The sequence below is a fragment of the Salmonella enterica subsp. diarizonae genome (assembly GCF_008692785.1).
Taxonomy (GTDB): Bacteria; Pseudomonadota; Gammaproteobacteria; order Enterobacterales; family Enterobacteriaceae; genus Salmonella; species Salmonella diarizonae.
This window is the reverse complement of sequence record NZ_VXJV01000006.1, coordinates 388,474-402,753: the sequence shown is the minus strand read 5'-3', so window position 1 is coordinate 402,753 and position 14,280 is coordinate 388,474. Positions and strand designations below refer to the sequence as shown.

Sequence of the window (14,280 nt, the reverse complement as noted above, 5' to 3'; positions counted from 1 at the left end):
GACATATAGTCAATATTATTGATCAACGTTCACACATCGGTGGTAACGCTTATGATGCCCGCGATGAGCAAACGGGTATCATGGTGCACGTTTATGGTCCTCATATTTTTCATACTGATAATGAAACAGTATGGGATTATGTGAATAAATATGCCGAGATGATGCCTTATATTAATAAGGTTAAAGCCACTGTAAACGGTCAGGTATTTTCTCTACCCATTAATCTTCATACCATAAATCAATTTTTTGGTGTCGCCTGCTCACCTGATGACGCCAGGAAATTACTGCTTCAAAAATGTGATCGCACCATTCTGGAACCACAGAATTTTGAACAACAGGCCTTGCGTTTCATTGGTGAAGAGTTATATGAAGCCTTTTTTAAAGGTTATACCATTAAACAATGGGGACTTCATCCTTCCGCGTTACCTGCTTCTGTATTGAAACGTATCCCTGTTCGCTTTAATTATGATGATAACTATTTCAATCATAAGTTTCAGGGAATACCAAAATTTGGTTATACACAAATGGTCAAGTCCATTGTCGAACACGAAAATATCACTGTTGAACTATGTCGCTCCTTCGCTCAGGAAATGCGGACAGATTATGATCATGTTTTTTTCAGTGGTGCGCTGGATGCCTTTTACTCCTGTCAATATGGCCGACTGGAATATCGTACATTAGACTTTAAAAAAATCCTTTGCCAGCAGGATTATCAAGGATGTGCAGTAATGAATTATTGTTCAATAGATATTCCTTATACTCGAATTACTGAGCACAAATATTTTTCTCCGTGGGAGAAACATGAAGCTTCAATATGTTATCAAGAATATAGCCGGGAATGTGAAGCTGATGATATACCTTACTATCCTGTCCGCAGAGCGGATAAAATGGATTTGCTGAATAAATATCTATCGCGTGCTAAAAAAGAAAAAAATATTACTTTCATTGGTCGTCTTGGCACTTATCGTTATCTCGATATGGACATCACGATAGCTGAAGCATTACAGACGGCGGACGTATACTTAACGTCGCTACATGAACAAAAAGAAATGCCAGCTTTTACAGTTTCTGTTTGATGAAGTGTACTGCGCTAATCGTCACTTTTAACCGTCTTGAAAAATTAAAAAAAAGCATGCGAGAGACGGTTGAGGCGGGATTTTCCTCCATTGTTATCGTTAATAATGGCTCAAGCGACGGCACCAGAGAATGGCTTTCTTCATTAAGTGAACCTGGCATCACTATACTTAATCTTAATAATAATCTTGGCGGTGCTGGCGGATTTAAAATCGGTAGTCAATATATATGCTCACATAGTAATGCCGATTGGGTATTTTTCTATGATGATGATGCTTATCCGGAAATTAATATTTTAAAACATTTTTCGCTATTAGATACATCAAGCTATCGTATATTTATGTCACAAGTTCAGGACACTGATGGGCGGTCTTGTCGGATGAATTTACCTTTTATCAGGGTTCCATCTACGGTGTTTGAGACTATTTATTATGCGATGCGTCCAGAGAAGTTTTCTCCAGCGAAAACTCAGGTTACTGATGTTCAAACTGTATCATTCGTTGGTATGGTTATTGATCGAAAGGTATTGAATAACCATCTTAACGATATCCATGATGAACTTTTCCTTTATTATGATGATTTTTTCTTTGGTTATAAATTAGTATTATCCGGACAGAAAATTCGTTACTCTCCAGAAATTAAATTTACCCATGATGTATCCATTCAGGGCAGATGTATCTGCCCTGAATGGAAAGTATATTATCTTTGTAGAAATTTGTTGCTGCTGAGAAAACTTTTACCCGTTCCCAGGATATTCAGTGTTCTTTCTGTAGTGCTACGTCTCTCTAAATACCTCGCCATTTTGCCATGGCAGCGTAAGAAATTGCTTTATCTATATTTTATCTGGCAAGGAATACTTCATGGACTTAAAGGTATTAGTGGGAAATATCATTAGCAGGACGAAGAGATGAAAAGGTTATGTTATTTTGTGAATTCAGACTGGTACTTTGATTTACATTGGATAGAACGTGCAATAGCGGCAAGGGATGCGGGATATGAAATTCATATCATAAGTCATTTTATTAGTGAAGAGATTATAAAAAAATTTAAAACGCTTGGTTTTATTTGTCACAATGTGTCTCTTGTTGCTCAGTCGTTTAATGTGTTTGTTTTTTTTAGAGGATTCTTTAATGCTCGGAAGATTATTAAAGAGATTAATCCTGACCTATTGCATTGTATTACACTCAAACCTTGCCTGATTGGTGGGTTTAGCGCCAGGAGACGTAATAGTCCAGTTGTTATCAGCTTTGTCGGCCTTGGTCGAATCTTTTTATATAATACATTGCTAATGAGAACATTGCGTGTATTAACCGTTTTGGTTTATAAATACATTGCTGGTAATAAGCGTGGTGTTTTTATTTTTGAACATGACAGGGATCGGCGAAAAATATCGCGTTTAGTAGGTATTGATTATCATAAAACTATCGTTATCGAAGGCGCTGGAATTAACCCTGATATTTATAAATTCTCTATAGAGAAAAAATATAAGATACCGATAGTCCTTTTTGCAAGTCGAATGTTATGGAGTAAAGGTCTTGGTGATCTCATTGAGGCAAAAAAGATCCTCAGACAAAAGAATATTCATTTTATCTTGAATGTTGCAGGTATTTTGGCCGAGGGAGATAAAGATGCTATCCCTCTGGAACTCATTCATCACTGGCATAATGAGGGGCTGATTAACTGGCTGGGACGTTCTTCGAATGTATATGAGCTTATCCAGAAATCGAATATCGTTGCATTACCATCTGTTTATCCTGAAGGGATTCCACGGCTTTTATTAGAGGCATCATCTGTAGGACGCGCATGTATTGCTTATGATACCGGCGGATGTGATAGCTTAATTATTCATAACTATAACGGATTGATTGTGAAAAGTAATTCAGCTCAGGAGTTAGCGGTAGAGTTAGAGTATTTGTTAAAAAATCCACAGATTCGCTTAGAGATGGGGATGAATGGAAGAAAACGTGTAAAGGAATTGTTTTCCAGCATATTAGTTATAAATAAGACATTGCAAATTTATAAAGACACTATTGGTTGCTAACGCCATAAAGTGCTTATAAAGCAGGTCAATGTATAGATAAATAGTATGTAAGTATTATAGAAAATAAATGATTTATATTTTCATATCGTTAAAGAATAAGTTCTTCAGGTAAAGGTGACACGGAAACAATGAATGATTTGAAAGAAGCTCTGGCCAGGCACCAACTTTGGATTTCTCTAGGTTGGAATGATGTCCTGGGACGATACCGGCGATCGGTATTAGGGCCTTTTTGGATAACGATTTCGATGGGGGTCACCATATCAGCGATGGGACCTCTTTACGGTTCGCTGTTCAGTTCTGGTTCCGAAAATTTTATCATGCATCTTACTTTAGGTATGATCTTTTGGGCCTTTCTATCAGCAACGATTAATGAGTCATGCGGAATATTTAATGAGTCCGCATCAATTATTAAGCAATCTGACCTTCCGTTATATTTATATATATTACGTGTTTTCTATCGGCAGTTTATGATTATGTTGCATAACTTTATCATAATACCTTTCGTGATTTTTTTTACCAATACATCGGTAAATCTTGATATTCTCCTTTTTATACCTGCAATTATAATAACATCCATCTCATTAATTTCTACAGGTATGATTCTCGCCATTTTTTGCACAAGATATCGTGATATGGGGCCGGTCGTTCAAAGTATAGTAACGTTGTGTTTTTTTATAACACCCATCATTTGGACATCGGAACAATTACCAGATGGAAGAAGGGAGTTTGTTGATTATAATATTTTTTATTACTTTATGGAGATGCTCAGGAAACCATTAATGGGAACTGTACCCGATGTAACCATATGGTTTTACACAATAATAACCTCTATTATTATGTTGATGGTCTCAGCCTTAGTGTTGACTAAATATCGTTCAAGAATCGTATACTGGTTATAATTAATGAAAATCTCTTGCAAAAATGTTGGCGTAATACTCCCCATATTTAACTCCAGCCACCGTTCATTTAAAAAAACTTTTCTACAGGCTGCTTCAGGTGGACGAATTGGCTCATCGAATACCGGGATTATTGAAGTAGAGGCATTAAAAAAAATTGATTTTACGCTTACTGAAGGTAATCGTCTTGCGCTTATCGGACACAATGGTTCGGGCAAAACAACTCTTCTGAGAGTACTTGCAGGGGCCTATAAACCAACTTCAGGGAAGTATGAATGTATCGGCCGGGTCACCAGCCTCATTGATCCCATGATGGGAATGGATGGTGAGCTTACCGGCCTGGAAAATATAAAGCTGAGGGGACTATTTCTCGGTCTGTCAAAAAATGAAATAAAAAATATTACAGAAGATGTTATCGAGTTCAGCGAGTTAGGTGATTTTATTAAAATCCCCGTTAGAACATATTCTAGTGGTATGATTCTGAGGCTTGGTTTTTCTATTTCCACTGCAATTAATCCTGAAATTTTACTGATGGATGAATGGATGAGCGTGGGTGATAGCGATTTTAAAAGAAAAGCAGAAATGAGATTAAATAGCTTTATTTCTAAAGCGGGCATTATGGTAATGGCCACTCACGATGATGAACTGGCTAAATCTGTATGTAATAAATTCATCAGGCTTGAGCACGGTGAGATAGTTAGCAAAGGTGGATTTTAATATTCTTATTATAGTATTTATATCGCTACGCGGTAAGTAATTTTACGATTTTATAATAGCGTTATCCCGGATAATTTAAATTTATAGGTTAGTTATGTATTTTTTACTTCAAAAAATAATTTTACCAAAAATTGATGTATGTGCGGAAGAAGAACTTTATTTTAGATGCTATGGTGGAAAATATAACTATACGTCATATGATTTGTTTGTTCCACGTCACAGGGTTGCGTGTTTTGATACATTTTATAATGCATTTTCGATTAAGAAATGGAAAAAATACACAACTTTAACCTCTCTTTTTTTGCGGGCCAGGATAACTGGATGCGGAACTATAACCGTAAAGCATAAAGAGAATGGTGTCATTAGAGTATTAAAGCAAGTTAATTTCAAATCATCATCTAATATCGGCGATGAAATTGAAATAGATATATCAAAAATAAATTTTGGGTATATCTATGTGGATTGGCAATCTGATGAAGACTCTATTTTAAATGGATTCGAATTTCTAACTAAAGACCGTGTTAGTAAATCATCTATGGCTTTAGTTATAACAACCTATAATAGAATAGAGGCTGTTACTAAAACAATCAATAGAATTGATAAAACACTCTTAACTCAGGATGAATTTAAAGACCGTTTTAAATTGATTGTGGTTAATAATGGAGAGGCGATTAATCACCCGTCAGGAAACGGTATTATGGTTATCAATAATGAAAATCTCGGTGGGTCAGGTGGGTTTATGAGAGGTTTGATAGAAGCAGAGAAAATAAAAGATGTCAAATATGTCATATTTATGGATGATGACGGCTCATGTGAAATTGAATCAATTTGTCGAACTCATGCTTTTTTACTGATGGCTAAAGATAAAAATACAGTTGTTACTGGCTGTATGCTTTTTGAGGATAACCCAGCAATCATACATGAATCTGGTGCTATATGGCATAAAGACTTTTTACATTATCCAGATAAACATTATTTGGATGCTCGCGAGATAAACGCTTTAGATTGTTTTGATAATGAAAATAAAATAGGGTACGGTGGATGGTGGTTTTTTGCCTTTAATATTAACGCCATTGAATATTATTCATTCCCTTTCTTTGTTCGTGGTGATGACTTGCTATTTGGATATATGCATAAAAAACATAATATTGTCACTCTTAATGGTGTGGCTTCGTGGCAAATGGATTTTGAAAGAAAAATATCGGTTCTAAATAGCTATTTGAACTTCAGGACTGTTGCTGTACCTGCATTAATTAGTAAAAGAAAGTTTGCTGCACTATTATTAAGTGTTTTCTTTATAAGGGAAGTCTTTCTTGCGAGTTTTTCATGTCGCTATGAAGTTGCCAGAGCAATGATTATGTCATATAAAGACTGTCTTTCTGGGCGGGATTTTTGGGAAGGTAATGCAGATCTTCTGGAAATAAGAAAAAGAATTAATGCGATAACTCATAATGAAAAGTTCAATTTAGAAAATATTGATATTGTTAATGGTAGTGTTGATTACCCATGTTCAGGCAAAGAAAAAATCATCCATAAAATTTTTAGATGCATAACTCTTAATGGACACTTAATTCCAGCTTTCTTTTTAATTAAAAAACCAATTGTGGTTGATTATCGTCATTATCACCCTACGAAGTATTCATTTCGAAGAACTACTATCTATCATCTAAATATTGAAAATGGCAAGTTGTTAAAACTTACTCACTCAAAAATTGAGTTTTTTAGTGTTGTTATAGATGGCTTGTTTACGGCAGTAAAAAACTTTTATCGGTTTAAATCTGCAAAAAAAGAGATGAAAAATAGTTTGCCCTATCTTACTTCAAAACTTTTCTGGTATAAAAAATTCAATAAAAAATATGAAGATAAATATTAATTGTGGTGTAAGTTATTCTGATGGGGATTATACCGATATTTTAAATTATATGATGATGAAAATAGTATTCTGAAGCATGGTTCCATTGTCAAGGTCTCATTTGTTATTAGTCCGCTAAAATATCATAATCCTTATCCAATTTCAGCATTCATTAATAAAGTGTTAATCTATATAAGCCGTGAGACGCGAAATTAGAATATGGAAAGCGTCTTTTGGTTATTGTCAGACATAAACTTGGTCATACTCGTCTATTAATTAGAATTTTGAAATCCATTAATGACAAGGTGTTCAAAAAAAATCGTCATCTTCTGTATGAGGAAGGAGGTGTCTCGCCATATAGATGATTTTTTCTAAAAGAGTTAGCAAGTAAATACAATATTATTTACGACAAAAAGTGTATCTTTAATGCTATTAAGATGTCTAAATCTAATTATTTATGTTTTATAGATGATGACGACTCCTGGACCCCTGAATATGTGTCATGACTACTCAGTCTTTTGGTGAGTGTATTTCTTTTTTTGAGTATGTAAAACCGTTCATACAAAAAGGAAATTATGCAGCACTTAATAGCGTTGTATTGTCAGAGCCTTTTTTTGAATTGATAGCCAGACCCTCAAGCGCTCAACTGGACGCCTTATCTTCCCTCACGCATTCAGAGTCCGCAGGATCTAATGCAGAAAGAATTGTGCTAGCCAAAAAACTGCCTTTAAAGGATAAACTTTTTCCCGGAGAAAATTATATCAAAGAGTTGAATGCCAGTTATTGGAAAGAAGGCTTTAAAAGGATCAACAGGAAAAAATTTTGGGTAAAATATAACTAAGCGTCATTTAATTCCGGAAGGTAGATAATGATTATTGGGCGCTCACCCGACAAGGGCAGAGTCGACTATCCCCCGGCGCGATCACGTTAACCCTGACGGGGAAGTGGTCTCGTGCCGTGATAATGTTATTATCACTGGATGCCGCCGCCTGTTTGTCCATCCGCTGTGGATGTTCATTATGGCGTTCGATGTGTATTCCAGACCGACAGAGGCAGCAATTGATTGTTATGTCTATGGTTGCGCAGAGGCGGTGTAGTCCATTAATTATCTGTTAATAAAGGATATTATCATGCCTGAAGGCCCGGAAATTCGTCGTGCGGCGGATAATCTGGAGGCGGCAATCAAAGGCAAAACCTTAACCGATGTCTGGTTTGCCTTTGCGCAGTTAAAACCGTATGAATCGCAGCTTACCGGTCAAATTGTTACCCGGATAGAAACGCGGGGAAAAGCGTTATTGACCCACTTTTCAAATGGCCTGACGCTCTACAGCCACAACCAACTCTATGGCGTATGGCGGGTGATCGACACCGGTGAAATACCGCAGACCACGCGTATATTACGCGTCAGGCTACAGACGGCGGATAAAACTATTCTGCTTTACAGCGCGTCTGATATCGAAATGCTGACAGCAGAGCAGCTCACGACGCACCCTTTTTTACAGCGAGTCGGTCCGGATGTGCTGGACGCGCGTCTTACCCCGGAAGAGGTTAAAGCTCGATTGCTGTCGCCGCGTTTTCGCAACCGACAATTCTCCGGGCTGTTGCTGGATCAGGCCTTTCTGGCGGGACTGGGGAATTATCTGCGCGTTGAAATCCTCTGGCAGATAGGGTTAACCGGACAGCATAAAGCGAGAGATCTCAGCGAGGCGCAACTGAACGCGCTATCTCACGCGCTGTTGGATATTCCGCGTCTTTCCTACGCTACTCGCGGCCAGGCGGATGAAAACAAGCATCATGGCGCGCTGTTTCGCTTTAAGGTTTTCCACCGGGACGGCGAAGTGTGCGAGCGGTGCGGCGGCATTATCGAAAAGACAACGCTTTCCTCACGCCCGTTTTACTGGTGCCCACATTGCCAGAAATAGTCGGAACCGCCATCGGCGGGCGGCTATTGCCTGGTGGCGCTACGCTTATCGGGCCTACAAAGGTTGTTTTGGCGCATAGGTTGAAATAAAACGGGCCACTGCTGGTCCAGTTAACAGAATGCTGAACAGCCGTAGGATTTGCATTGCCATGATTAACGCCATATCGGCGCTGCTTCCGGCCGCGATCGCGGCAACTGTATCCAGACCACCGGGACTGGTGGCGAGATAAGCCGTCATAAAATCAATCTGCATGTAGTGAGCCATTCCCCACGCCATTGCGGCGCAAATCGCCATCAGCACGAAAATTGAAAATAAGATTTGCGGCAATGGCCGCAGCGCCATAAAAAATACCTGTCTGTCGAAGCCCAGCCCGATACGCCAGCCAATCGCCATATAGGCCACGGCCAGCAGCCATTCGGGTAATTCAATCTCAATGATGCCGTGCGAATGGAGAAGCGCGCCTGCCAGCATGGGGAGCAGCATCGTGCCGGAAGGGATACGCATCAGGCGACCGGCAATGCCCGCCACGATCGCTAACAGCAGCGTCGTCAATAAATTACCGCTAAGCGGCGGAAACCAGACCAACTGTTGGCTGACCGCTGCCGCGCTGTCGCCGAGTATCAGGCGTGTCACCAGCACCGCCGCGCCAGCGACAAACAGTACCCGCAGATACTGCATAAACGCCACCAGGCGGATATCCGCCCCGTAATCTTGCGCCATCGCTACCATTGCCGCCGCGCCGCCCGGCGAAGACCCCCATGCGCCGGTATTGCCGGGCAGCAAACTGTAACGTACCAGCAGCCAGCCGACTATCGCGCTGGAAAGCAGCGTCACCAGCAACACCAGAAGCACGACCGGCCAGTAGAGGGCGAGGGTGGTCAATATCGAACCGGTTAGATTTTGGGCGATCATACAACCGAGAATCGCCTGCGCGGCAAGAAAAATACCGCGCGGAAGTTGTAGCGAACTACCTCGCAAACTCAACACGATACCCGCAATCATTGGACCGAGCAGCATCGCCGCTGGAAGGTGCAGCCAGAGAAAAATAAGGGAAATAAGCAGCGATAACAGGAACAACAAAAACCACTGCAAAATCGGCATTCCATGCTCCCTGAATGATATTTAGCGAAACCTTAATTAATCATAGAGAGTAACGGGATAAGAATAAAATAATGAGGATAAGAAAAAAGGAAAAATGTACCGGATGGCGATGGTTGTCGCCATCCGGTTGTCAATTAACGCTTCAGCACCGATTTAAAATCGCGTTTATCGTAGCCGGTGTAAAGCTGACGAGGACGAGCGATTTTCATGCCTTCGCTGTGCATTTCATTCCAGTGGGCTATCCAGCCGACGGTACGCGCCATCGCGAAGATCACGGTAAACATTGAAGATGGAATGCCCATCGCTTTGAGAATGATACCGGAGTAGAAGTCTACGTTCGGGTACAGTTTTTTCTCGATAAAGTATGGGTCATTCAGTGCAATGTGCTCAAGCTCCATGGCCACTTCCAGCAGATCGTCTTTCGTACCCAGTTCTTTCAGCACTTCGTGGCAGGTTTCACGCATCACGGTGGCGCGTGGATCGTAGTTTTTGTAAACACGATGACCGAAGCCCATCAGGCGGAAAGAATCATTTTTGTCTTTCGCACGACGAACAAATTCCGGAATGTGTTTAACAGAGCTGATTTCTTCCAGCATTTTCAGCGCAGCTTCGTTTGCGCCGCCGTGCGCGGGTCCCCACAGGGAGGCGATCCCGGCGGCAATACAGGCGAACGGGTTGGCGCCGCTTGAGCCTGCGGTACGTACTGTTGACGTAGAGGCATTCTGCTCATGGTCAGCGTGCAGGATCAGAATACGATCCATCGCGCGTTCCAGTACCGGATTCACTTCATAGGTTTCACACGGCGTGGAGAACATCATGTTCAGGAAGTTACCGGCGTAGGACAGGTCGTTGCGCGGATAAACAAACGGCTGACCGATTGAATATTTGTAACACATCGCCGCCATGGTCGGCATTTTGGACAGCAGGCGGAACGCCGCGATTTCACGGTGGCGCGGATTGTTCACATCCAGCGAGTCGTGGTAGAACGCCGCCAGCGCGCCAGTGATCCCACACATCACCGCCATCGGATGTGAGTCGCGACGGAAGGCGTGGAACAGGCGAGTGATTTGCTCATGGATCATCGTATGGCGTGTGACTGTCGTTCTGAACTCGTCATACTCCTCCTGCGTCGGTTTTTCGCCATACAGCAGGATGTAACAGACTTCCAGATAGTTGGAATCGGTAGCAAGCTGGTCAATCGGGAAACCGCGATGCAACAAAATGCCTTCGTCGCCGTCGATGAAGGTGATTTTAGATTCGCAGGATGCGGTAGAGGTGAAACCAGGGTCAAAAGTGAAAACTCCTTTTGAACCAAGACTACGAATATCAATAACATCTTGACCGAGTGTACCTTTTAGCACATCCAGTTCAATAGCAGTGTCACCCGTGAGGGTGATTTTTGCCTTTGTATCAGCCATTTACGGTCTCCTTAGCGCCTTATTGCTTAAGACTGCCGGAACTCAGACTTGCCTTCTCCACGTCATCTTCCTCGTCGTTAGTGCATGAAAGATTCTGTGTATGTATCAATCAACCGTTACCAGTTTGTTATTTGGCTCGCCGCTCTGTGAAAGAGGGGATGACCTGGGTACAGAGCAATGGGCGCTTGCAGGTAACGGCTTGATTAATATCGAATTAGCAGCAAATCAGGAACGTAGCAATCCGAGTAATGTAACCTGTCTATCACTAATAACTGTCCTGAAAGAATGGGTCAATATCATCACACTGTTGCATAACTTATTCGCAGGTGAAAGAGTGACCCCATAACTTTTACGCATTATATGCTTTTTCTGGTGTTGTTTGTAACAACTTTGTTTAATGTTTGTCAAATCAGATGATTGAAAATTAAAAAAATGTTGTTATCGTGACCTGCGTCACTGTTCAGGATAAAACCCGACAAACTATATGTAGGTTAATTGTAATGATTTTGTGAACGTCCTATACTGCCGCCAGGTCTCCGGAATACCCTGCAATCCCGAGCCACCCAGCGTTGTAACGTGTCGTTTTAGCTACTGGAAGCAGTGTTTTATATGACGCGCAGTTATAGAAAGGACGCTGTCTGACCCGCACGCAGACCGGAGGAAGGAAATCCCGTCGTCTTTCTGGCTACAGGTAGATTCACCTCTGTAACCGAAGTCTTAAGGGAATAATAAGAACAGCATGTGGGCGTTATTCATGATAAGAAATGTGAAAAAACAAAGACCTGTCAATCTGGATCTACAAACGATTCGGTTCCCCATCACAGCGATAGCGTCCATTCTCCATCGCGTATCCGGTGTGATTACTTTCATCGCCGTCGGCATATTACTGTGGCTACTGGGCACCAGCCTCTCTTCCCCGGAAGGATTCCAGCAGGCCGCCGACATCATGGACGGCTTCATCGTTAAATTTATCATGTGGGGCATCCTTACCGCGCTGGCGTATCACGTCATCGTTGGAATTCGTCACATGTTAATGGATTTTGGCTATCTGGAAGAAACATTCGAAGCGGGTCAACGCTCTGCCAAAATCTCTTTTGTTATCACTGTCGTGCTTTCACTTCTCGCAGGAGTCCTCGTATGGTAAGCAACGCCTCCGCATTAGGACGCAATGGCGTACATGACTTCATCCTGGTCCGTGCTACCGCTATCGTTCTGACGTTATACATCATCTACATGGTGGGTTTTTTCGCCACGAGCGGCGAGCTGACCTTTGAAGCCTGGACCGGTTTCTTCTCATCGGCCTTCACCAAAGTCTTCACCCTGCTGGCGCTTTTTTCCATCTTGATTCATGCCTGGATCGGCATGTGGCAGGTGTTGACCGACTACGTTAAACCACTGGCCGTGCGCCTGGTACTGCAACTCGTTATCGTTGTTGCTCTGGTGGTTTACGTCATCTATGGATTTGTTGTGGTGTGGGGTGTGTAATGAAACTGCCAGTCAGAGAATTTGATGCTGTTGTGATTGGTGCCGGTGGCGCAGGTATGCGCGCGGCGCTGCAAATTTCCCAAAGCGGCCAAACCTGTGCGCTGCTATCTAAAGTGTTCCCAACCCGATCGCATACCGTTTCCGCGCAGGGCGGCATCACCGTGGCGCTCGGTAATACCCATGAAGATAACTGGGAATGGCACATGTACGATACCGTAAAAGGGTCGGATTACATTGGTGACCAGGATGCCATCGAATATATGTGTAAGACCGGTCCGGAAGCGATTCTGGAACTGGAGCACATGGGGCTACCGTTCTCCCGTCTTGATGATGGACGTATCTATCAGCGCCCGTTCGGCGGCCAGTCGAAAAACTTTGGCGGCGAGCAGGCGGCACGTACCGCGGCGGCGGCTGACCGTACCGGTCACGCCTTGCTACATACGCTCTATCAGCAAAATTTGAAAAACCATACCACGATTTTCTCCGAATGGTATGCGCTGGATCTGGTGAAAAACCAGGATGGCGCGGTGGTAGGGTGTACCGCACTGTGCATCGAAACCGGTGAAGTGGTGTATTTCAAAGCCCGCGCGACGGTGCTGGCGACCGGCGGCGCAGGCCGTATCTACCAGTCCACCACGAACGCTCACATCAACACCGGTGACGGTGTCGGTATGGCGCTGCGTGCCGGTGTCCCGGTGCAGGACATGGAAATGTGGCAGTTCCACCCGACCGGTATCGCCGGGGCGGGCGTGTTGGTGACAGAAGGCTGCCGCGGCGAAGGCGGTTACCTGCTGAACAAACACGGCGAGCGCTTTATGGAACGTTATGCGCCGAACGCCAAAGACCTGGCGGGTCGTGACGTGGTGGCGCGTTCCATCATGATCGAAATCCGTGAAGGTCGCGGCTGCGACGGTCCGTGGGGGCCGCACGCTAAACTGAAACTGGATCACCTGGGTAAAGAGGTGCTGGAATCTCGCCTGCCGGGTATCCTGGAGCTGTCCCGTACTTTCGCCCACGTCGATCCGGTGAAAGAGCCGATTCCGGTTATCCCGACCTGCCACTACATGATGGGCGGTATTCCGACTAAAGTGACCGGTCAGGCGCTGACCGTGAACGAGCAGGGCGAAGACGTGGTTATTCCGGGGCTGTTCGCGGTGGGTGAAATCGCCTGTGTATCGGTTCACGGCGCCAACCGTCTGGGCGGTAATTCGCTGCTGGATCTGGTGGTCTTTGGCCGCGCGGCGGGGCTGCATTTACAGGAATCCATCGCCGAGCAGGGCGTGCTGCGCGATGCCAGCGAGTCTGACGTTGAAGGTTCTCTGGAGCGCCTGAATCGCTGGAACAACAACCGCAATGGCGAAGATCCGGTGGCTATCCGCAAAGCACTGCAGGAGTGTATGCAGCATAACTTCTCCGTATTCCGTGAAGGCGACGCGATGGCGAAAGGGCTTGAGCAGTTGAAAGTGATCCGCGAGCGTCTGAAAAACGCCCGTCTGGATGACACGTCCAGCGAGTTTAATACCCAGCGTGTTGAGTGCCTGGAGCTGGATAACCTGATGGAAACCGCCTACGCCACTGCCGTATCCGCCAACTTCCGGACGGAAAGCCGCGGCGCGCATAGCCGCTTCGATTTCCCGGAGCGTGATGATGCCAACTGGTTGTGTCATACCCTGTATCAACCGCAAACGGAATCCATGACGCGCCGAAGCGTCAATATGGAACCGAAACTGCGTCCGGCGTTCCCGCCGAAGATTCGTACTTATTAATTGCGGAG

General features: G+C 43.6%; 13 protein-coding genes and 3 pseudogenes. 13 read left to right on the top strand and 3 right to left on the bottom strand.

All coding sequences use genetic code 11. The features are described 5' to 3' along the window. The 10 genes and pseudogenes from F4V72_RS15035 to nei all read left to right on the top strand — a co-directional run. A partial coding sequence (locus F4V72_RS15035; RefSeq protein WP_085347541.1) for a UDP-galactopyranose/dTDP-fucopyranose mutase family protein occupies nucleotides 1-1,076 on the top strand: 1,076 nt, incomplete at its 5' end. Next, on the top strand, nucleotides 1,073-1,969 hold the full coding sequence (locus F4V72_RS15030) for a glycosyltransferase (RefSeq protein ID WP_170245765.1): 897 nt from the start codon (nucleotides 1,073-1,075) through the stop codon (nucleotides 1,967-1,969). The genes F4V72_RS15035 and F4V72_RS15030, both read left to right, overlap by 4 nt. Nucleotides 1,970-1,981: 12 nt before the next feature. Next, nucleotides 1,982-3,115 carry a glycosyltransferase family 4 protein gene (locus F4V72_RS15025; RefSeq protein ID WP_070801859.1) on the top strand — a complete coding sequence of 378 codons (1,134 nt, stop codon included), beginning with the start codon at nucleotides 1,982-1,984 and terminating at the stop codon, nucleotides 3,113-3,115. Nucleotides 3,116-3,243: 128 nt separating this feature from the next. Continuing rightward, nucleotides 3,244-4,014 carry an ABC transporter permease gene (locus tag F4V72_RS15020; RefSeq protein ID WP_080070662.1) on the top strand — a complete coding sequence of 257 codons (771 nt, stop codon included), beginning with the start codon at nucleotides 3,244-3,246 and terminating at the stop codon, nucleotides 4,012-4,014. A 3-nt stretch (nucleotides 4,015-4,017) separates the two neighbouring features. After that, nucleotides 4,018-4,728 (top strand): ABC transporter ATP-binding protein, encoded by a 711-nt coding sequence (locus F4V72_RS15015; protein ID WP_023262607.1) that lies wholly within the window; start codon nucleotides 4,018-4,020, stop codon nucleotides 4,726-4,728. Between the two features lie 94 nt (nucleotides 4,729-4,822). Beyond that, nucleotides 4,823-6,601, top strand: a complete 1,779-nt coding sequence (locus F4V72_RS15010) for a glycosyltransferase (protein ID WP_136058407.1) — start codon at nucleotides 4,823-4,825, stop codon at nucleotides 6,599-6,601. A gap of 263 nt (nucleotides 6,602-6,864) precedes the next feature. Then, a pseudogene (locus F4V72_RS24675) lies at nucleotides 6,865-7,083 on the top strand (glycosyltransferase family 2 protein); the annotation flags it as partial. A gap of 26 nt (nucleotides 7,084-7,109) precedes the next feature. Then, nucleotides 7,110-7,421, top strand: a pseudogene (locus tag F4V72_RS15000) (HAD family hydrolase); the annotation flags it as partial. Nucleotides 7,422-7,488: 67 nt separating this feature from the next. Beyond that, a pseudogene (locus F4V72_RS14995) lies at nucleotides 7,489-7,623 on the top strand (hypothetical protein); the annotation flags it as partial. 87 nt (nucleotides 7,624-7,710) lie between these two features. Further along, complete coding sequence (nei, locus tag F4V72_RS14990) at nucleotides 7,711-8,502, top strand: endonuclease VIII (protein ID WP_023247164.1); 792 nt, start codon at nucleotides 7,711-7,713, stop codon at nucleotides 8,500-8,502. 54 nt (nucleotides 8,503-8,556) lie between these two features. On the opposite strand, the gene F4V72_RS14985 is transcribed toward nei, so the two are convergent. From F4V72_RS14985 to F4V72_RS24830, 3 genes are all read right to left on the bottom strand, one after another. Further along, nucleotides 8,557-9,603, bottom strand: a complete 1,047-nt coding sequence (locus F4V72_RS14985) for an AbrB family transcriptional regulator (RefSeq protein ID WP_023247163.1) — start codon at nucleotides 9,601-9,603, stop codon at nucleotides 8,557-8,559. Nucleotides 9,604-9,737: 134 nt separating this feature from the next. Then, entirely contained in the window at nucleotides 9,738-11,021 is a 1,284-nt protein-coding gene (locus F4V72_RS14980; RefSeq protein WP_023247162.1) for a citrate synthase, read from the bottom strand. 225 nt (nucleotides 11,022-11,246) lie between these two features. Then, nucleotides 11,247-11,378: a hypothetical protein gene (locus tag F4V72_RS24830; RefSeq protein ID WP_419178955.1), complete on the bottom strand. Its 132-nt coding sequence runs from the start codon at nucleotides 11,376-11,378 to the stop codon at nucleotides 11,247-11,249. A gap of 382 nt (nucleotides 11,379-11,760) precedes the next feature. On the opposite strand from F4V72_RS24830, the gene sdhC reads away from it, so the two are divergent. From sdhC to sdhA, 3 genes are read left to right on the top strand one after another with little or no spacing between them, the layout of a single operon-like run. Beyond that, entirely contained in the window at nucleotides 11,761-12,165 is a 405-nt protein-coding gene (gene sdhC, locus F4V72_RS14975; RefSeq protein ID WP_000263340.1) for a succinate dehydrogenase cytochrome b556 subunit, read from the top strand. Beyond that, nucleotides 12,159-12,506 (top strand): succinate dehydrogenase membrane anchor subunit, encoded by a 348-nt coding sequence (sdhD, locus tag F4V72_RS14970; RefSeq protein WP_000254357.1) that lies wholly within the window; start codon nucleotides 12,159-12,161, stop codon nucleotides 12,504-12,506. The genes sdhC and sdhD overlap by 7 nt, the downstream gene beginning before the upstream one ends. Continuing rightward, the gene (gene sdhA / locus F4V72_RS14965) at nucleotides 12,506-14,272 is read left to right on the top strand and encodes a succinate dehydrogenase flavoprotein subunit (protein WP_000775561.1); all 1,767 of its coding nucleotides are present in this window, start codon (nucleotides 12,506-12,508) and stop codon (nucleotides 14,270-14,272) included. The genes sdhD and sdhA overlap by 1 nt, the downstream gene beginning before the upstream one ends. Nucleotides 14,273-14,280: the final 8 nt, after the last annotated feature.